The following is a 17,687-nucleotide window of genomic DNA, read 5'->3' on the forward strand; positions in this document are numbered from 1 at the left end:
GTGGGCACAAAATTCTAATTTGAGTTTTACTACTTATTACTCGAATAAAATTATAATAGTCAATAATGAATACTACAATTCTCAAAACGCGACGATTAATTATAAGACCAATCACACTTTTGGATTTGGATTATATTCATGAATTGCATTCTTTGAAAGAAACAGATGAATTCAATACTTTAGGAATTCCATCAGAACTCGAAGAAACAAAATTACTTTTAGAAAGGTGGGTTTTTGAAAACAACAAAGAATTTGCGACCCATTTTACTTTTGCAGTCGAATTGAATACCGGAAACCAAACTATAGGATTAATAGGAATCAATTCAGGGAAAGTAAAATATAAAAATGCGGAAGTTTGGTTTAAATTCCACAAAGATCATTGGAATAAAGGCTACGCGACTGAATCTTTGAAAGAAATTCTCTGTTTTGGTTTTAAAGAACTGAATCTGCATCGGATTGAGGCGGGTTGCGCGGTTGGGAATATTGGTTCCATCCATGTTTTGGAAAAAACTGGAATGACCAGAGAAGCACACACCCGAAAATTATTGCCATTGTCATCCGGCTGGTCCGATAATTACGGCTACGCTATTTTAGCAACAGATTGATATCAATAGAAAAACGAAATTGATTTTTTAAATCCTAAAATCCATTTTTTTGGGAGGATTTCGTGTGAAATTTAGAGTTTAAAAACTCATGAGTTTTATTTAACTTCTTGTGCGCAATTATATGAAATTACAAATTCCGAAAAAAACATTAAAATAAACGCATAAATTCAAAGGGAAAAAAGATTAGGATAGCTTAATTCTAGGATTCGTAAAGCTGCGATGCGCTATAATATTGTAAAACGTCTTAGAATGAATTTTTAAAACTATGATTTTATGCCCTTAAAAAATTTGAATTATACCCAATTAGTTATAATTAGATTAAAAGTTAGTTCATGAAAAAAAAATGCTTAATATTGAAAAGAGAACAATAACCCTAAATTTATATTTTATTAAACCAAATGAATCCAACCATGAACGCTAAAAATTTCAAGAACTCTTTTTTAATAATTGCCATTTTTTCCGCTACAGCAACTATTGCGCAACACAAATATGTAAATACTCCGCCAGAGGTTTCCCCAATGTTGATGCAACCCGAAATGACGGAAATTTGGGAACCGTTAGTAAAAGTTATTACGCCTGCTAAAATCCTTGGCAATGCACCTTCGGATGCGATAATCTTATTTGATGGTAAAAATCTGAACCAGTGGGTCAACCAAAAAGATGTAAGTAAACCTGCCGGTTGGAAAATTGTTGATAAGGATTACATGGAAGTTGTTCCAGGCTCAGGAGCCATTCAAACCAAAATGACCTTTGGCGATTGTCAGTTGCATCTGGAATGGAGTGCACCGGATGTCGTTTTAGATGGCGGACAGGCAAGAGGAAACAGCGGTGTGTTTTTCCAAAACAGATACGAATTGCAAATTTTAGATTCCTACAATAATAGAACATACAGCAATGGTCAAGCGGGAAGTATCTATAAAGATCATCCCCCATTAGTAAACGCCGTGAAAACGCCATTAGAATGGAATGCTTACGACGTAATTTACACAGCACCACGTTTTAAGGGAGATGGAAGAATTGATGCTCCGGCAAGAATCACCGTATTTTTGAATGGTGTTTTAGTACAAAACAACACAACTATAAACGGATTGACACTTTACATCGGTTTGCATAATTATCCGTCGTCTCATGGCGATGATGTAATTTCGCTTCAGGATCATGATTCAAAAAATCAATTTAGAAATATTTGGATCAGAAAACTTTAAAAATAAAATAGACTAACGAAGCGCCATGAACGCTTCGTTTTTTTTGATTCCAAATCAGCAGTGAGTCGTTTCTGTTTTGAAATCTAATTTACTTATATTTGTTGACCTTAAAAACAAACGTGAAGTGAGTCAAATCAATAAGCTAAAAATATTCAATGATCCCATTTATGGGTTTATTACAATTCCAAATGCGTTAATTTACGATTTAGTTCAGCATCCTTATTTTCAACGTTTGCGCCGAATTTCCCAAATGGGATTGTCGTACTTAGTTTATCCTGGAGCAAATCATACTCGTTTTCATCATGCTTTAGGCTGCATGCATTTGATGCAAAAAGCTGTCGATGTGTTGCGTTTCAAAGGAGTTTTTATCTCTCTGGAAGAAGAAAATGCACTGTACATTGCTATTTTATTGCATGATATTGGGCATGGTCCTTTTTCGCATGCGATGGAAAAAAGCATTGTAGAAGATGTTCATCACGAAGAAATATCGTTGTTATTCATGAACCAATTAAATGTTGAATTTAACGGTCAGTTGAGTTTGGCAATTCAGGTTTTTAAAGGAGAATACAACAGAAAGTTTATGTTGCAATTGATTTCCAGTCAATTGGATATGGATCGAATGGATTATTTGAAACGCGACAGTTTTTACTCGGGAGTGGCAGAAGGAAATGTCAATTCGGAACGACTGATTCAAATGATGAATGTGGTCGAAGATTATTTAGTAATTGAAGAAAAAGGAATTTATTCCGTAGAAAAGTTTTTAATGTCCAGACGCTTGATGTATTGGCAGGCGTATTTGCACAAAACTAGTTTAGTGGCAGAGTTAATTTTGATGAAAATCTTAAAACGCGCCAAAGAATTAACTCTAAAAGGAGTGCAATTGCCGTGCAGCGAGCCGCTATTGTTTTTCATGCAAAACAAAGTCACTATTGATACTTTTGATGCTGAAACCTTGGATTTATTTGCTCAACTGGATGATTTTGATATTATTGGAGCTTTAAAAGCTTGGCAAAAACAAGATGATTTTATTTTGTCGTCGTTAAGTAAAATGATTGTCAACAGAGATTTATTAAAAATAAAATTAACTAGTGAAAAAGTAGGGATTGAAGAATTACAGCCGCTAAAAGAACGATTCGCAGTAGAAAATAATATTTCATTACTAGAAACTAACTATTTTATTTTTAAAGGTAAAATAAAAAATCAAGCATACAGCAAAGAGGCGGAACCGATACGAATTTTGAAAAAAGACAGCACAATAGAGGACGTTATAGAATCTTCTGACCAGCTGAATTTAAAATCGTTATCTAAATTAGTGACGAAGTATTATATCTGTTTCCCAAAACAACTGCTATAAAAACGTCATTTAAAATCTATTTTTTTATATTTTTGCCACAATGAAACGAGCCAAATCATTTTTTTTTAATTCAAAAAGAACTTTACACAGCGAGTTCCATCTTACTTTTTTTAAAAATATGATCCGATAAGATGAAATTTACAGCAGAACAAATAGCGGGAATTTTAGAAGGAGTAGTTGTAGGAAATCCCATGGCTGAAGTTTTTAGATTGTCAAAAATCGAAGATGGCTCTGAGGGATCACTTACTTTTTTATCAAATCCTAAATATCTTAATTTTATCTATTCCACAAAAGCTTCCGTTACAATTGTTAATGAGTCTTTTGAGCCAGAATTGCCCTTGACCACAACATTAATAAAAGTACATGATGCGTATGCCGCGTTTTCAAAATTATTAGAGTTTTATAATCAGGTAAAATTGAATAAAACCGGAATAGAACAGCCCTCTTTTCTCTCACAAAGTGTAAAATACGGAGATAATTTATATCTTGGTAGTTTTAGTTATGTTGGTCAGAATGTAGTTTTGGGCGAAAATGTAAAAATATATCCTAATTGTTTTGTTGGGGATAATGTGTCAATTGGGGATAATGTAATATTATTTGCTGGCGCAAAAATATATTCGGAAACCGTGATTGGTAGCAATTGTACCATTCATTCTGGTGCTATTATTGGCGCTGATGGTTTTGGTTTTGCACCAAATCCAGACGGAACGTACACTAAAATTCCGCAAATAGGAAATGTAATTATTGAAGATAATGTTGATATAGGTTCTTGTACCACAATTGACAGAGCTACCATGGGATCTACCATCATCAGAAAAGGAGTCAAGCTTGACAATCAAATTCAGATAGCCCATAATGTTGAAATAGGGGAAAATACAGTGATAGCCGCGCAAACAGGAGTTGCAGGTTCTACAAAAATTGGGAAAAACGGCATGATTGGCGGACAAGTTGGAATTTCAGGCCATTTAACCATTGGTAACAATGTGCGAATCCAAGCGCAGTCCGGTGTGGGAAGGAATATAAAAGATGATGAAATCTTGCAAGGAAGCCCTACATTTGGTTACAATGATTTTAGTAAGTCGTATGTTCATTTCAAGAATTTACCGAAAATTGTTGCAGAAATAGAAGAATTAAAAAAACAAATATTAAACCAAAAAAATGGAAACAATGGTTAAACAGAAGACCATCAAAACAGAAATTTCGTTAACTGGAGTTGGATTACACACAGGAAAAGAAGTAAAAATGACTTTTAAACCTGCTCCAGTGAATAATGGTTTTACCTTTGTCAGAGTAGATCTTGAAGGACAACCTATTATTGAGGCAGATGCAAATTATGTTGTAAATACGCAAAGAGGAACTAATTTGGAGAAACTTGGCGTTAAAATTCAAACTCCTGAGCATGTTTTAGCAGCGCTGGTTGGTTGTGATTTAGACAATGTGATCATCGAATTGAATGCTTCTGAACTTCCTATCATGGATGGTTCTTCAAAGTATTTTGTTGAAGCACTTGAAAAAGCAGGTTTTGAAGAGCAAAATGCGAAAAGAAACGTATACGTTGTTAAGGAAGTTATTTCTTTTATTGATGAAGCATCAGGAAGTGAAATCTTAGTTATGCCAAGTGATCATTATTGTGTAACTGCAATGGTTGATTTTGGAACTAAAATTCTAGGAACTCAGAATGCAAATATGAAAAGTATTGCTGATTTCAAAACTGAAATATCAAAGTCCAGAACATTTAGCTTTTTACACGAATTAGAATCTCTTTTGGAAAATGGTTTGATAAAAGGTGGTGACTTGAATAATGCGATTGTTTATGTTGATAAGGAAATTTCAGCCGCAACGATGGAAAATTTGAAAGTTGCTTTTGGAAAAGACGAAATTACGGTTAAACCAAATGGAATCTTAGACAATCTAACATTACATTATCCTAATGAAGCTGCAAGGCACAAACTACTTGATGTTGTAGGTGATTTGGCTTTAATTGGAACAAGAATTCAAGGAAAAGTAATCGCTAATAAACCAGGGCATTTTGTAAATACACAGTTTGCCAAAAAAATGGCGAAAATCATAAAAATTGAACAAAGAAATTACGTTCCTGTTTATGATTTACACCAGGAGCCATTAATGGACATTCATAAAATTATGGCGGTACTTCCTCATAGACCTCCGTTTTTATTAATTGACAGAATCATTGAAATGTCTGAAACGCATGTTGTGGGAATGAAAAATGTTACGATGAATGAAAATTTCTTCGTGGGTCATTTTCCTGAAGCTCCAGTGATGCCAGGTGTTTTAATTGTGGAAGCCATGGCACAGACCGGTGGAATTCTGGTTTTAAGCACTGTTCCAGATCCTGAAAATTATTTGACGTATTTTATGAAAATTGACAATGTCAAATTCAAACATAAAGTGCTGCCAGGAGACACTTTAATTTTTAAATGTGATTTAATAACGCCGATCAGAAGAGGAATTTGCCACATGCAAGCAAATGCTTACGCAAATGGAAAACTAGTTGCTGAAGCGGAATTAATGGCGCAAATTGCAAAAAAACAATAGATTTAGATTGAAAACGTTACAATTGAATCGCAACAAAAATCGATTGGAGTTTTTATTCTGATAAATATAAAAATAAATAATAGCTGATGAATCAACCACTAGCCTATGTTCATCCAGGCGCCAAAATAGCCAAAAATGTTGTCATCGAGCCATTTACAACCATACACAATAATGTAATAATTGGAGATGGGACTTGGATTGGTTCGAATGTTACGATAATGGAAGGCGCAAGAATTGGAAAAAATTGTAATATTTTCCCTGGTGCGGTAATTTCAGCAGTTCCTCAGGATTTAAAATTTGGAGGAGAAGATTCTTTAGCAATAATTGGTGACAACTGTACGATTAGAGAATGCGTAACTATAAACAGAGGTACAATCGCTTCTGGACAAACAACTTTAGGTAACAATTGTTTAGTAATGGCAACAGCGCATATTGCGCATGATTGTCACATAGGTGATAATGCTATTATAGTAAATGGAGTTGCTTTGGCAGGTCATGTTACAGTTGGTAAATATGCGGTTATTGGAGGATTGGCAGCAATCCATCAATTTATTCACATTGGAGATCACGCAATGATTTCAGGTGGTTCTTTAGTAAGAAAAGATGTTCCGCCTTTCACAAAAGCAGCAAAAGAACCTTTATCATATGTTGGAATTAATTCAGTTGGATTAAGAAGACGTGGTTTTACCACTGAAAAAATTAGAGAAATTCAGGATATTTACAGAATTCTGTACCAAAAAAATTACAATACAACTCAAGCCTTGGGTATTATCGAAGCTGAAATGGAAGCAACACCCGAAAGAGATGAAATCATTGATTTTATTCGAAATTCATCAAGAGGAGTAATGAAAGGATATTCTGGGAATTATTAATCCCCTCCCCAGACCTCCCCGAAAGGGAGAGAGTGTAAACGTGCCTATATTATAAAAAAATATAATGTAGTACAAAATGTAAAATATAATAAAAATAAATAAGTAACTAATTTCCATTCTTAGCTCCCTCCCCTTCGGGGAGGGTCGGGGTGGGGAAAATAAATAAAAAATATAATGGCATCTACATCAGATATTAAAAACGGATTGTGTATCAAATACAACAACGATATTTACAAAATTATTGAATTTCTTCACGTAAAACCAGGAAAAGGACCTGCTTTTGTCAGAACAAAATTGAGAAGTTTAACAAACGGAAAAGTATTAGATAACACCTTTTCGGCAGGTCATAAAATCGAAGAAGTTAGAGTTGAAAACCATAAATTTCAGTTTTTATATCCAGAAGGCAATGATTTTCATTTTATGAATACTGAGACTTTCGAACAAATTACTTTAAACAAAAACATTCTGGATTCACCTGATTTATTAAAAGAAGGAGAAAACGTAATGGTAAGTATCAATACAGAAACTGATTTACCGCTTTCAGTAGATATGCCGGCATCAGTTATTCTTGAAGTGACTTATGCTGAACCAGGAATTAAAGGAAATACTGCTACGAATGCAACAAAATCAGCAACTGTTGAAACGGGTGCAACTGTAAATGTTCCTTTGTTTATTAATGAAGGGGACAAAATCAAAATAGATACGACTTCCGGAAATTACATGGAAAGAGTTAAGGAATAGTTTTTATTGGTTTTCAGCCTCAATGACATTTCGTGTAGGTAAAGATTGAAAACTGAGACTGAAAACTAAAAACTAAAAGAAAATGAAATTCCAAAAAGTTTACACTTTAGAAGAAATTGCAAGTATCATCGATTGTGAATATGTTGGTGATGCTAGTTTTCCTGTTGCAGGAATGAATGAAATTCATGTTGTTGAATCCGGAGATATTGTCTTTGTGGATCATCCTAAATATTATGATAAAGCATTACAATCTGCAGCAACGATTGTTTTGATTAATAAAAATGTAGTTTGTCCAAAGGGAAAAGCATTGTTGATTTCTGAAGATCCTTTTAGGGATTTTAACAAATTGACAAACTATTTCAAGCCATTTCAATATTCAAATGTTTCAATATCTGCCACAGCTTCCATAGGAGAAGGAACTGTAATCCAGCCAAATACGTTTATTGGAAACCATGTAGTTGTAGGAAAGAATTGTTTGATTCACTCTAATGTTTCCATTTATGATTATACTGTAATTGGCGATAATGTGATGATTCATGCAGGAACTATTTTGGGTGCCGATGCTTTTTATTACAAGAAGCGACCTGAAGGATACGATCAATTACTTTCAGGCGGAAGAGTGGTTATCAAAGATAATGTTGGAATTGGAGCTCTTTGTACCATTGACAAAGGTGTTACTGGCGATACCACTATTGGCGAAGGCACAAAAATTGACAACCAGGTGCACGTTGGTCATGATACCGTCATTGGAAAAAAATGTTTAATCGCATCACAAACCGGAATCGCGGGTTGTGTTATTATTGAAGATGAAGTTACTATTTGGGGACAAGTAGGAACCACGAGTGGGATAACAATAGGAGCAAAGGCTGTTATTCTTGGTCAAACGGGCGTAACAAAATCAGTAGAAGGTGGTAAATCGTATTTCGGTACTCCAATTGAAGAATCAAGAGAAAAATTGAAACAACTGGCCAATATCAAGAAGATTCCAGAAATTCTAAATAAACTAAAATAATATGTCTGCAAAAGAAATCGTTCAGAAATTTTATAAATCAGATGCCTTAATTGACAGCGAGGTTATTAAAGATTTTTTGCATCCGGAAGTAATTGTGGAATGGAACAGCAGTAAGGGCTTTGTGGAACTTAATTATGATTCGTTAATAAATTTATCTGTTGAGTTGAGCAAAGCGTACGTTCGTTCGAAGGTTCGTATCAGTCATATTTTATCTGAAAATGATTTAATTTCAGTTCGCTATTCTCATTTTGTGAAAACGATTGAGAATCCAAGAGAAGAGATGCTGCTGGCACATTTTTTTGTTATTTGGCAAATTAAAGACAATAAATTATTTCGAGGGTACCAAATGAGTCAATTATCATAATTTAGTGTCAAAAAACTGAACGCTGAATACTGATTACTGATTACTATTTTATACTTTTGCATAACCATTTTAAAAATTACATAAAAAATATATCATGAGTGTTTTAGTCAATAAAGATTCCAAAATAATTGTTCAAGGATTTACAGGAAGCGAAGGAACTTTCCATGCTTCTCAAATGATTGAGTACGGTACTAACGTTGTTGGTGGTGTAACTCCAGGAAAAGGGGGAACAACTCACTTAGACAGACCAGTTTTCAATACTGTAAAAGATGCTGTAGAACAAGCAGGTGCTGATACAACAATCATTTTTGTACCGCCGGCTTTTGCTGCTGACGCAATTATGGAAGCTGCAGACGCTGGAATAAAAGTAATTATTGCAATTACTGAAGGAATTCCTGTTGCTGACATGATAAAAGCAAATAGTTATGTTAAAGAAAGAAACGCTCGATTAATAGGACCTAACTGCCCAGGAATAATCACCCCGGGTGAAGCTAAAGTTGGTATCATGCCAGGTTTTGTTTTCAAAAAAGGAACTGTTGGTATTGTTTCTAAATCGGGAACATTAACGTACGAAGCAGCTGACCAAGTAGTAAAACAAGGACTAGGAATCACTACTGCAATTGGTATTGGTGGAGACCCAATTATTGGAACCACTACAAAAGAAGCAGTTGAATTATTGATGAACGACCCAGAAACAGAATGTATCGTAATGATAGGTGAAATTGGTGGACAATTAGAAGCTGATGCTGCTCATTGGATCAAAGCTGATGGTAACCGTAAACCAGTTGTAGGATTCATTGCAGGAGTTACCGCTCCTCCAGGACGTACAATGGGACATGCAGGTGCAATCGTTGGTGGATCTGACGATACTGCAGAAGCTAAAAAACAAATCATGAGAGAATGTGGAATTCACGTAGTAGATTCTCCAGCTGAAATTGGTAAAAAAGTAAAAGAAGTTTTAGGTTAATCTAAACTCTGATTAAATATTTTTAAAAGCCTCACATTTGTGGGGCTTTTTTATTATAAATTGAATTAAAGAAATATCTTTGTACTTTATTAAACGGATTTGTTTTTTTCAGATTCAATACTAATAAAAGTAAATACAAACGAATGGTTTCTAATTGACCTCACGGTTTTGTGGGGTATTTTTTTGCCGAAGCCAGTTCAAATAAAAATAAAATAACATGTACAAAGAATTAAAAAAATTTAAAGTTACCAATCAGTTTTCATTTACTACAGAAGATAGTTTAGCAGAAGTTTGTAATGCTTCAGAAGGATCTGGAGTATTTTTAGTGTATTCCGTTGGAGATGAAAAAGAGTTAATTATGGTTGGTTCTACTGGAACTATTCAAAATAACGGAACTTTGAAAATTAAAAATGGTGGCTTGAAAGATAAAATTGTAGAAGGACACCAATTTGCAAAAACTGGAAGAAAATATTCTTGGCCAGCACAAATGAAAATAGAAGATATCAGCACGCTTGAAGTGGTTTGGTATGAAACATTCAATGATAATACGAAAGTAATCCCAACATTTGTAGAAGGACAAGTTTTGCAAAATTTCCTTGACGAAAATGGAAGATTACCAAAATGGAATGTGGCTTTTTAATTATTTAAAGCCTGTTTTTTCAATATCTTAATTGTAATTGCGTCATATTTTTATGTGGCGCTTTTTTTTGAATTATTATTTTTTGAATGAAATTCCAAATATTTCATAAATAATTAATTACTTTTGCACCCGTTATCACGAATCCTACAATAGGATAGCAACCTGCAACAGCAAGCAAGGTGCTAAAACGATAAGCCAAATCCTTTGGAAAAAATGTTGTTTACATTCCCATTTTTAGCTTTGTTTTTCGTCATAATTTTTAATTGTAAATTATTTTTATGACTTTATTTTCCAAAGACAAAGGAAATGCCTTTGCATTAATTCCTTTATTTATTTTTATTTTTACTTTTTTAGGAGCAGGAATTATTCTAAAAGATTTTTATGCTTTTCCATCGCCAGTGGCTGTTCTGGTGGGTATTATTGCTGCTTTTTTGTTATTCAAATCTTCAACTGACGTTAAAGTTGCTACACTAATTGCAGGATGTGGAGAAAGCAAAATCATGACTATGTGTTTAATTTATTTATTGGCCGGCGCTTTCGCGGTGGTAAGTAAAGCGATGGGCGGAGTTGACGCTGTGGTGAATCTTGGAATAAATACTATCGACGTTGCCTATTTTCCATTGGGGATTTTCTTGATTGCTTCATTTTTATCAACTGCTACAGGAACTTCAGTAGGTGCAATTGTAGCGATTGGTCCAATCGCTGTCGCATTAGCTGATAAAAGTGGCGCTTCATTACCATTGATATCTGGCGCTTTATTAGGTGGTTCTATGTTAGGAGACAATCTTTCCATGATTTCTGACACTACCATCGCAGCAACGCAGTCATTAGGATGTGATCTAAAAGACAAGTTCAAAATTAACTTGTTTATTGCTTTTCCAGCTGCAGTTTTTACTATTCTGGTGTTCTTTTATCTTGGTTTGAACTCGGATATTGTGACCGTTGCCATTGCAAAAAATGATTTTTCATGGATAGCAATTGTACCTTACATTTTAGTAATCATATTAGCGGTTGTGGGTGTTAATGTATTTTCAACATTGCTTATTGGTACTTTATTAGCAGGTATAATTGGATATTTTAGTGGTTCATTTACGCTAATGGAGTTTACGCAAAAGATATATGAAGGCTTTACTAGTATGACTGATATTTTCTTGTTGTCTATGCTTACCGGAGGTTTAGCTGCCATGGTAGATAAAGCGGGCGGAATAACGTATTTATTAGTTCAGATTAAAAAAAGAATTAAAAGTAAAAAATCAGCTCAAGCGGGAATTGGCGCTATAGTAGGTTTTGCTAATTTAGCGATAGCGAATAATACGGTTTCTATTGTAATTACAGGGCCGATTGCTAAAGAAATTAATGATGAATACAATTTAAATCCTAAAAAAACGGCTGCAATTCTGGATATTTTTTCGTGTATAATTCAAGGGATTTTACCTTATGGTGCTCAAGTATTGCTTATATTGAGCTACGCTAACGGGAAATTAGATTTCTTTGATTTAATTAGTAATGCTTGGTATCATTTATTTTTATTAGTTTTCACATTAGTGGCTATTTACAGTTCGTTTTGGGATAAATGGACAAAACGATTCTTTAAAATTTAAGAATTGAATTTTGACTGTTATTGCTTTTGAATTTTTTTTAAAAAGGGAATTATTATATATTTGACGAGTGTTAGATAGCCCTGATAGCAGTGAAAATCCTTTTATGTGAGCGGGAGCGATCATAAAAGATTGAAACGGATAGCAGGAATAGCTCCAAATAAAATTTAAACTAATTTTTAAATATGAAATTACTAGAAGGAAAAGTAGCCATAATTACAGGTGCGAGTCGCGGAATTGGGAAAGGAATTGCTGAAGTTTTTGCAAAACATGGTGCAAATGTTGCCTTTACTTACAGCTCTTCTGTAGAATCAGCTTTGGTATTGGAAAACGAATTGAACGCCCTTGGAATTAAAGCTAAAGGATATCAATCAAATGCTGCCGATTTTAATGAGGCCCAAATTTTTGTTGATGCAGTTTTAACTGAATTTGGAACAGTTGATATTTTAATAAACAATGCTGGAATTACTAAAGACAACCTATTGATGCGTATGTCTGAAAGCGATTTTGATCAAGTAATTGATGTCAACTTGAAATCGGTTTTTAATATGACAAAAGCCATTCAACGTACTTTCCTGAAACAACGATCTGGCTCGATAATAAATATGAGTTCAGTTGTAGGTGTAAAAGGAAATGCAGGACAGACTAATTATGCTGCTTCTAAAGCGGGAGTTATCGGTTTTTCTAAATCTGTAGCACTAGAATTAGGATCACGTAACATTCGTTGCAATGTAATTGCTCCAGGTTTTATAGAAACAGAGATGACAGCTAAATTAAACGAAGATATTGTAAAAGGATGGAGAGACGGAATTCCGTTGAAACGTGGCGGAACGACTGAAGATGTTGCCAACGCCTGTCTTTTCTTTGCCTCAGATATGAGTGCGTACGTGACTGGACAAGTTATGAATGTTTGCGGAGGAATGCTTACTTAAAAAAGTTATCAGTTTTAGTAATCAGTAAGATGAGAACTGAACATTGAACACTGAACACTGCTAAAATATGACAACAACTACCTTGCTACTATTACTTCTTTCTATACTAATAGCTGGCAGTTTGTCGTTTTTTCAATATATCTACAAAGCTAAAAACAAATCGAAAATCGGTTGGTTTTTGGCTTTTTTGCGTTTTTCATCCATTTTTGGAATTTTATTGTTGTTGATTAATCCAATAATAACCAGAAATACATTGGAAACTGTAAAAACACTTTTAGCGATTGTTGTTGACAATTCAAGTTCTATTTCTTTTTTGAATGCCAATGAAAAAGCTTTGGTATTGTATAAAAAAATACAATCAAACTCGGATTTACAACAGAAATTTGACGTGCAATCGTATCAATTTTCAGCTGATTTTGAACCAACAGAAATATTTGATTTTAAAGGAACCCAAACCAATATTGATGTTGTAGCTAAAAATCTAAAAAGCATTTATAAAAACGCAATCTATCCAACTGTTTTAATTACAGATGGAAATCAAACTTCGGGGAATGATTATATTTATAGTTTTGATGTTGCGAATAAAGTATTTCCAGTGATTGTAGGTGATACAACGACTTTTTTAGATTTTAAAATCAATCAGCTGAACGTTAATAAATACGCTTTTCAAAAAAATAAATTTCCTGTAGAAGCTTTTTTGCACTATTCAGGAACTAATAGTATAACTGCTGAATTTGTAATATCTCAAGGCAAGTCGGTATTTAGTAAACAATCGATTACCTTTTCTCCCTCCAAAAAAACGGCAAAAGTAAGTGTTCTTTTACCGGCTGATAAAATAGGATTACAGGTTTTTAAAGCTACTATCACATCAAAAGAAAAGGAAAAAAACACGTATAATAACACCAAGAATTTTGCGGTTGAAGTTATTGACCAAAAAACAAATATTGTCATAATTTCAGCCATAAATCATCCTGATTTAGGTGCGCTAAAAAGAGCGATTGAATCCAATGTACAGCGTAAAGTAACAATCGTTAAACCAGATGAAGTCAAAGCATTGCAGGATTTTAATGTTTTAATTTTATACCAGCCAACAACTGAATTCAAAACCATTTTTGAGAATAATAAAGGTGCGGGAATCAATACGTTTATTATTACTGGTAACAACACCGATTTCAATTTTCTGAATCAGCAACAGAATAATTTGAGCTTTAAAATGAGTGGACAAAAAGAAGATTATTTGTCAGTTTTTAATGCGCAGTTTAATTTGTTTGCAGCTGACAATATCGGGTTTGAAAATTTACCGCCTTTGCAAAACGCTTTTGGAAACGTAACTACAAAAGGAGCGGTGTCTGTTTTGCTTTCGTCCAAAATTAGAAATATAGATACTAATTCACCTTTATTGGCTTTTACAGAAAATCAAGGCAGGCGAGACGCTTATCTTTTGGGAGAAAATAGTTGGAAATGGCGTTTGCAAACGCATGTCAACAATCAATCTTTTGAAAAATATGATATTTTAATCGATAAGATTATTCAATTTTTAGCTTCGAATAATTCTAAAAAATCACTGGTTGTTGAGCATGAAAGTTTTTATAATTCCGGTGAAACCATTGAAATAACTGCGCAATTTTTCAATAAAAATTATGAGTTTGATGAAAAAGCCCGTTTGACTATTGCGGTAACAAATACCAAAACCAGGCAAACAAAAAATTACGATTTACTAAAAGATAATAATTCCTTTAAAGTCAATCTTGACGGATTAAAAGCCGGTTCTTATGCGTTTACTGTAAAAGAATTGAATTCTAAAACTACCTATTCCAGTAGTTTTGAAATTCTTGATTTTGATATCGAAAAGCAATTTGTCAATCCCGATGTCGAAAAATTAACACAATTGGCCACGCAAACACAAGGAAAAGTATTTTTTCCCGATCAAGTCGATGCATTGATTAAAACGCTTTTGGAAAACGACGAATATAGAGCAGTACAAAAGAATAGTGTTACTAAAACGCCTTTAATTGATTGGATTTGGTTATTGGTTTTAATTTTAATTTTGCTGGCAACTGAATGGTTTGTTCGAAAATACAACGGATTACTGTAATACATTTGAATAATATGGATTTTAGACTGAAAGTGTTTTATACCGTTGCCAATCGTTTGAGTTTTACTAAAGCTGCAACCGAATTGTTTATCACGCAACCCGCGATTTCAAAACACATTCAGGAATTAGAGGAGCAATATAAAATTAAATTATTTGATAGAAATGGTTCTAAAACCACACTGACTACTGCTGGTGAAGTTTTATTAAAGCACACCAAAAACATTTTTGAAGTTTACCGCGAAATAGATTTTGATATGAGCACGCTGATTAATCAACGTGCAGGATTGTTGCGATTAGGAGCCAGTACAACTATTTCACAGTATATAATTCCGCCACTTTTAGCTCGTTTCCATAAAAAATTACAAGATGTAAAAGTGAATTTACTAAATGGAAACACGGAACAAATAGAAAATGCTTTGTTAAAACAGGAGATTGAAATAGGTATTGTAGAAGGGCAATCAAAAAATAAATCCATTAAATATACGGAGTTTTTAAAAGACGAATTGGTTTTAGTCTGTAAGAGTTCCAATCAATTAGTTAGTATTGAAGAAGTGACTCAAAATGATCTTAAAAGGATGCGTTTTTTAATGCGGGAACAAGGTTCAGGAACACTTGAAGTAATTGAACATGCGTTGAAACCATTTAAAATTAAACTATCAGAACTACAAATCGAAATGCAATTAGGTAGTACCGAAAGCATAAAATCCTATTTGATGAACTCTGATTGTGTGGCTTTTATATCCATTCATGCGGTAAGAAAAGAACTTGCAAACAATGAATTGGCCATACTTGACATAAAAGACCTAATTATAGAACGTTTCTTTTATATCATTACGTTACAAGGAAAAACGGATTCTCTATCGGATTTGTTCATCCAGAATATTTACAATCATTATAATTTAAAGTTATAGCAGATCATAATTTACGATTGGCATAAATAGATTTATCTTTTCACCTTTGTGATGTAATAATTCAACAACTTTACATTGGAAACGCATCAAAAAGTAATTCAAAAAGAATCTTTTATTTTTTTTAAAGTAAATGCCACATTGCAGCAACTTATTTTTGTTGTGTTGCTGATGTTTTGTACCACAATTTTTATTTCCCCGCCAATTGCTTTAGTATTGGGATTAATTGTCGCCAATCTTTTTGGACATCCATTTTTAGAATTGAATCATAAAGCCACAAATTACTTATTGCAATTTTCAGTAGTTGGTTTAGGATTTGGAATGAATGTTCACAGTGCTGTTGCTGCAGGAAAAGAAGGCTTCTTATTTACGGTACTTTCTATTTTTAGTACTTTGATTTTAGGAACTTTTCTTGGTAAATGGTTTAAAACCGAAAAGAAAACAACGCATTTGATTTCTTGTGGCACTGCAATTTGCGGTGGAAGTGCCATTGCAGCGATTGCTCCTATTATCAAATCCAATGAAAAACAAACCTCAGTTGCTTTAGGAGTGATATTCATTCTGAATTCGGTTGCACTTTTTTTATTTCCTGCCGTGGGTCATTGGTTGGATTTATCACAAAAAGAGTTTGGATTATGGTGCGCCATTGCCATTCATGATACCAGTTCTGTGGTAGGAGCAGCCAGTAAATTTGGTCCTGAAGCATTGCAGATAGCCACTACAGTAAAATTAGCACGTGCTTTGTGGATTATTCCTGTGGCATTAATTACTGCATTTTTTTTCAAAAATAAATCGGGAAAAATAAAAATCCCTTATTTTATTGGATTTTTTATTGTGGCTATGATTGCCAATACGTATTTGCCACAAATAAGTAATTTTGGACCGCATTTGGTTTCAGTTGCTAAAATAGGTCTGACAGTAACTTTGTTCCTAATTGGAGCGGGATTAAATAGAACTGTTCTAAAATCGGTAGGATTTAAACCGCTCTCGCAAGGAATATTGCTGTGGACATTTATAGCAATCGCAACTTTGATCTCAATTATTTATCTTAAATAGTTTTATGATGAAAGGTTTTTCGCTTTATAACATGAAATTGAAGTCGGAGATAATCATACAAAAGGGCAAACAATAGAAAAGTGGCGGCCACAAAAAGTGTTTTCATTTTCAATAAATCATAAAGAAAACCACCTGCAAAACAGCCGATAAAAAAGAATAAAATAATGGATAATCTCAGATAGATACTGGTTTTTAATTTTTTCTTTTCTTCGGGTTTTTTATAGAAAAACAATTGAGATAATTCAATACCTAAATCGGTAAAAAGCCCAGTTAAATGGGTTGTTCGGACCGTTGATTGAGAAATTTTGGTTACCAAAGAGTTTTGTATTCCCATAGCAAAAAGCATCGAAAAAGCAATCCATTTTCCATCAATGCTAGATAAATCGGATTGTGTTCCAAAGATTGCAACACCAATTAAAACAAGCATTTCCAATGCAATAGGAATGACGTGCGATAAATTAGGGTGTTTTTTGGAAATTAATTCCGCTAAAAAATTAGAAATAAAAGCACCAAACAAAAAGAAAATAGTGAATACAAAAAAGGTAATGGCGGCTGTATAATCCCGTTTCATGAATTCTTCCGCAAAATAGGCGAAATGTCCCGTAACATTGGTAGTTAATGTTTGAATAGACAAAACACCCGTAACATTTACAATTCCGGCAACAAAAGATAATAAAGTGGCCAAACGAAGATTGTGAATAAAAGTTCTGTTTTTCCCTTGATGTCGAAACATATATGTAGTTTTCTTTTTTAATTAACAGAATCTTAAACCCAATTTTTTT

The 17,687-nt window shown here is 33.7% G+C and carries 17 protein-coding genes and 1 riboswitch; of the genes, 16 read left to right on the forward strand and 1 reads right to left on the reverse strand.

All coding sequences use genetic code 11. From position 1 onward, the window contains the following. Window positions 1-65 precede the first annotated feature (65 nt). From ACP7AV_RS06010 to ACP7AV_RS06085, 16 genes are all read left to right on the forward strand, one after another. Window positions 66-605 (forward strand): GNAT family N-acetyltransferase, encoded by a 540-nt coding sequence (locus tag ACP7AV_RS06010; protein WP_426091158.1) that lies wholly within the window; start codon window positions 66-68, stop codon window positions 603-605. Between the two features lie 410 nt (window positions 606-1,015). Further along, window positions 1,016-1,810 carry a 3-keto-disaccharide hydrolase gene (locus ACP7AV_RS06015; protein ID WP_426091159.1) on the forward strand — a complete coding sequence of 265 codons (795 nt, stop codon included), beginning with the start codon at window positions 1,016-1,018 and terminating at the stop codon, window positions 1,808-1,810. Window positions 1,811-1,934: 124 nt separating this feature from the next. Beyond that, window positions 1,935-3,164, forward strand: a complete 1,230-nt coding sequence (locus ACP7AV_RS06020) for an HD domain-containing protein (RefSeq protein ID WP_426091160.1) — start codon at window positions 1,935-1,937, stop codon at window positions 3,162-3,164. Between the two features lie 131 nt (window positions 3,165-3,295). Then, on the forward strand, window positions 3,296-4,339 hold the full coding sequence (gene lpxD / locus ACP7AV_RS06025; protein WP_426091161.1) for a UDP-3-O-(3-hydroxymyristoyl)glucosamine N-acyltransferase: 1,044 nt from the start codon (window positions 3,296-3,298) through the stop codon (window positions 4,337-4,339). After that, a complete protein-coding gene (locus ACP7AV_RS06030; protein WP_426091162.1) occupies window positions 4,332-5,720 on the forward strand; it encodes a bifunctional UDP-3-O-[3-hydroxymyristoyl] N-acetylglucosamine deacetylase/3-hydroxyacyl-ACP dehydratase in 1,389 nt (462 codons plus the stop codon). The genes lpxD and ACP7AV_RS06030 overlap by 8 nt, the downstream gene beginning before the upstream one ends. 86 nt (window positions 5,721-5,806) lie before the next feature. Beyond that, window positions 5,807-6,592: an acyl-ACP--UDP-N-acetylglucosamine O-acyltransferase gene (gene lpxA, locus ACP7AV_RS06035; protein ID WP_091207753.1), complete on the forward strand. Its 786-nt coding sequence runs from the start codon at window positions 5,807-5,809 to the stop codon at window positions 6,590-6,592. A 174-nt stretch (window positions 6,593-6,766) separates the two neighbouring features. Continuing rightward, window positions 6,767-7,333 (forward strand): elongation factor P, encoded by a 567-nt coding sequence (gene efp, locus ACP7AV_RS06040; protein ID WP_426091163.1) that lies wholly within the window; start codon window positions 6,767-6,769, stop codon window positions 7,331-7,333. Between the two features lie 82 nt (window positions 7,334-7,415). Then, the gene (locus ACP7AV_RS06045) at window positions 7,416-8,345 is read left to right on the forward strand and encodes a UDP-3-O-(3-hydroxymyristoyl)glucosamine N-acyltransferase (protein WP_426063689.1); all 930 of its coding nucleotides are present in this window, start codon (window positions 7,416-7,418) and stop codon (window positions 8,343-8,345) included. Between the two features lies 1 nt (window position 8,346). After that, a complete protein-coding gene (locus tag ACP7AV_RS06050) occupies window positions 8,347-8,709 on the forward strand; it encodes a nuclear transport factor 2 family protein (protein ID WP_426091164.1) in 363 nt (120 codons plus the stop codon). A gap of 94 nt (window positions 8,710-8,803) precedes the next feature. Further along, window positions 8,804-9,676 (forward strand): succinate--CoA ligase subunit alpha, encoded by an 873-nt coding sequence (sucD, locus tag ACP7AV_RS06055; protein WP_035672307.1) that lies wholly within the window; start codon window positions 8,804-8,806, stop codon window positions 9,674-9,676. A gap of 217 nt (window positions 9,677-9,893) precedes the next feature. Next, entirely contained in the window at window positions 9,894-10,316 is a 423-nt protein-coding gene (locus tag ACP7AV_RS06060; RefSeq protein WP_426063691.1) for a hypothetical protein, read from the forward strand. A 127-nt stretch (window positions 10,317-10,443) separates the two neighbouring features. Next, window positions 10,444-10,540: riboswitch (SAM-I-IV-variant riboswitch) on the forward strand. Window positions 10,541-10,594: 54 nt separating this feature from the next. Further along, window positions 10,595-11,917 (forward strand): Na+/H+ antiporter NhaC family protein, encoded by a 1,323-nt coding sequence (locus ACP7AV_RS06065; RefSeq protein WP_426091165.1) that lies wholly within the window; start codon window positions 10,595-10,597, stop codon window positions 11,915-11,917. Window positions 11,918-12,099: 182 nt separating this feature from the next. Then, window positions 12,100-12,846 carry a 3-oxoacyl-[acyl-carrier-protein] reductase gene (fabG, locus tag ACP7AV_RS06070; protein ID WP_426091166.1) on the forward strand — a complete coding sequence of 249 codons (747 nt, stop codon included), beginning with the start codon at window positions 12,100-12,102 and terminating at the stop codon, window positions 12,844-12,846. A 67-nt stretch (window positions 12,847-12,913) separates the two neighbouring features. Continuing rightward, the gene (locus ACP7AV_RS06075; RefSeq protein ID WP_426091167.1) at window positions 12,914-14,941 is read left to right on the forward strand and encodes a hypothetical protein; all 2,028 of its coding nucleotides are present in this window, start codon (window positions 12,914-12,916) and stop codon (window positions 14,939-14,941) included. A gap of 14 nt (window positions 14,942-14,955) precedes the next feature. Continuing rightward, window positions 14,956-15,852 carry a LysR substrate-binding domain-containing protein gene (locus ACP7AV_RS06080; protein WP_426091168.1) on the forward strand — a complete coding sequence of 299 codons (897 nt, stop codon included), beginning with the start codon at window positions 14,956-14,958 and terminating at the stop codon, window positions 15,850-15,852. Window positions 15,853-16,020: 168 nt separating this feature from the next. Continuing rightward, window positions 16,021-16,905: a YeiH family protein gene (locus ACP7AV_RS06085; RefSeq protein WP_426091325.1), complete on the forward strand. Its 885-nt coding sequence runs from the start codon at window positions 16,021-16,023 to the stop codon at window positions 16,903-16,905. Here ACP7AV_RS06085 and ACP7AV_RS06090 read toward each other — a convergent pair. Continuing rightward, complete coding sequence (locus ACP7AV_RS06090; protein WP_426091169.1) at window positions 16,898-17,638, reverse strand: YoaK family protein; 741 nt, start codon at window positions 17,636-17,638, stop codon at window positions 16,898-16,900. The two genes, ACP7AV_RS06085 and ACP7AV_RS06090, sit on opposite strands and share 8 nt — an antisense overlap. Window positions 17,639-17,687 lie beyond the last annotated feature (49 nt).

Origin of the sequence: Flavobacterium sp. DSR3-2, assembly GCF_049896525.1 — a bacterium.
GTDB lineage: Bacteria > Bacteroidota > Bacteroidia > Flavobacteriales > Flavobacteriaceae > Flavobacterium.

Excerpts from the sequence above, each read along its gene's own strand:
- ACP7AV_RS06085 (WP_426091325.1), top strand. The coding sequence starts at position 16,021 with ATGTTTTGTACCACAATTTTTATTTCCCCGCCAATTGCTTTAGTATTG.
- lpxD (WP_426091161.1), top strand. The coding sequence starts at position 3,296 with ATGAAATTTACAGCAGAACAAATAGCGGGAATTTTAGAAGGAGTAGTT.
- ACP7AV_RS06075 (WP_426091167.1), top strand. The coding sequence starts at position 12,914 with ATGACAACAACTACCTTGCTACTATTACTTCTTTCTATACTAATAGCT.
- ACP7AV_RS06030 (WP_426091162.1), top strand. The coding sequence starts at position 4,332 with ATGGTTAAACAGAAGACCATCAAAACAGAAATTTCGTTAACTGGAGTT.
- fabG (WP_426091166.1), top strand. The coding sequence starts at position 12,100 with ATGAAATTACTAGAAGGAAAAGTAGCCATAATTACAGGTGCGAGTCGC.
- ACP7AV_RS06045 (WP_426063689.1), top strand. The coding sequence starts at position 7,416 with ATGAAATTCCAAAAAGTTTACACTTTAGAAGAAATTGCAAGTATCATC.
- efp (WP_426091163.1), top strand. The coding sequence starts at position 6,767 with ATGGCATCTACATCAGATATTAAAAACGGATTGTGTATCAAATACAAC.
- ACP7AV_RS06060 (WP_426063691.1), top strand. The coding sequence starts at position 9,894 with ATGTACAAAGAATTAAAAAAATTTAAAGTTACCAATCAGTTTTCATTT.
- lpxA (WP_091207753.1), top strand. The coding sequence starts at position 5,807 with ATGAATCAACCACTAGCCTATGTTCATCCAGGCGCCAAAATAGCCAAA.
- ACP7AV_RS06080 (WP_426091168.1), top strand. The coding sequence starts at position 14,956 with ATGGATTTTAGACTGAAAGTGTTTTATACCGTTGCCAATCGTTTGAGT.
- sucD (WP_035672307.1), top strand. The coding sequence starts at position 8,804 with ATGAGTGTTTTAGTCAATAAAGATTCCAAAATAATTGTTCAAGGATTT.
- ACP7AV_RS06090 (WP_426091169.1), bottom strand. The coding sequence starts at position 17,638 with ATGTTTCGACATCAAGGGAAAAACAGAACTTTTATTCACAATCTTCGT.
- ACP7AV_RS06015 (WP_426091159.1), top strand. The coding sequence starts at position 1,016 with ATGAACGCTAAAAATTTCAAGAACTCTTTTTTAATAATTGCCATTTTT.
- ACP7AV_RS06065 (WP_426091165.1), top strand. The coding sequence starts at position 10,595 with ATGACTTTATTTTCCAAAGACAAAGGAAATGCCTTTGCATTAATTCCT.
- ACP7AV_RS06050 (WP_426091164.1), top strand. The coding sequence starts at position 8,347 with ATGTCTGCAAAAGAAATCGTTCAGAAATTTTATAAATCAGATGCCTTA.
- ACP7AV_RS06010 (WP_426091158.1), top strand. The coding sequence starts at position 66 with ATGAATACTACAATTCTCAAAACGCGACGATTAATTATAAGACCAATC.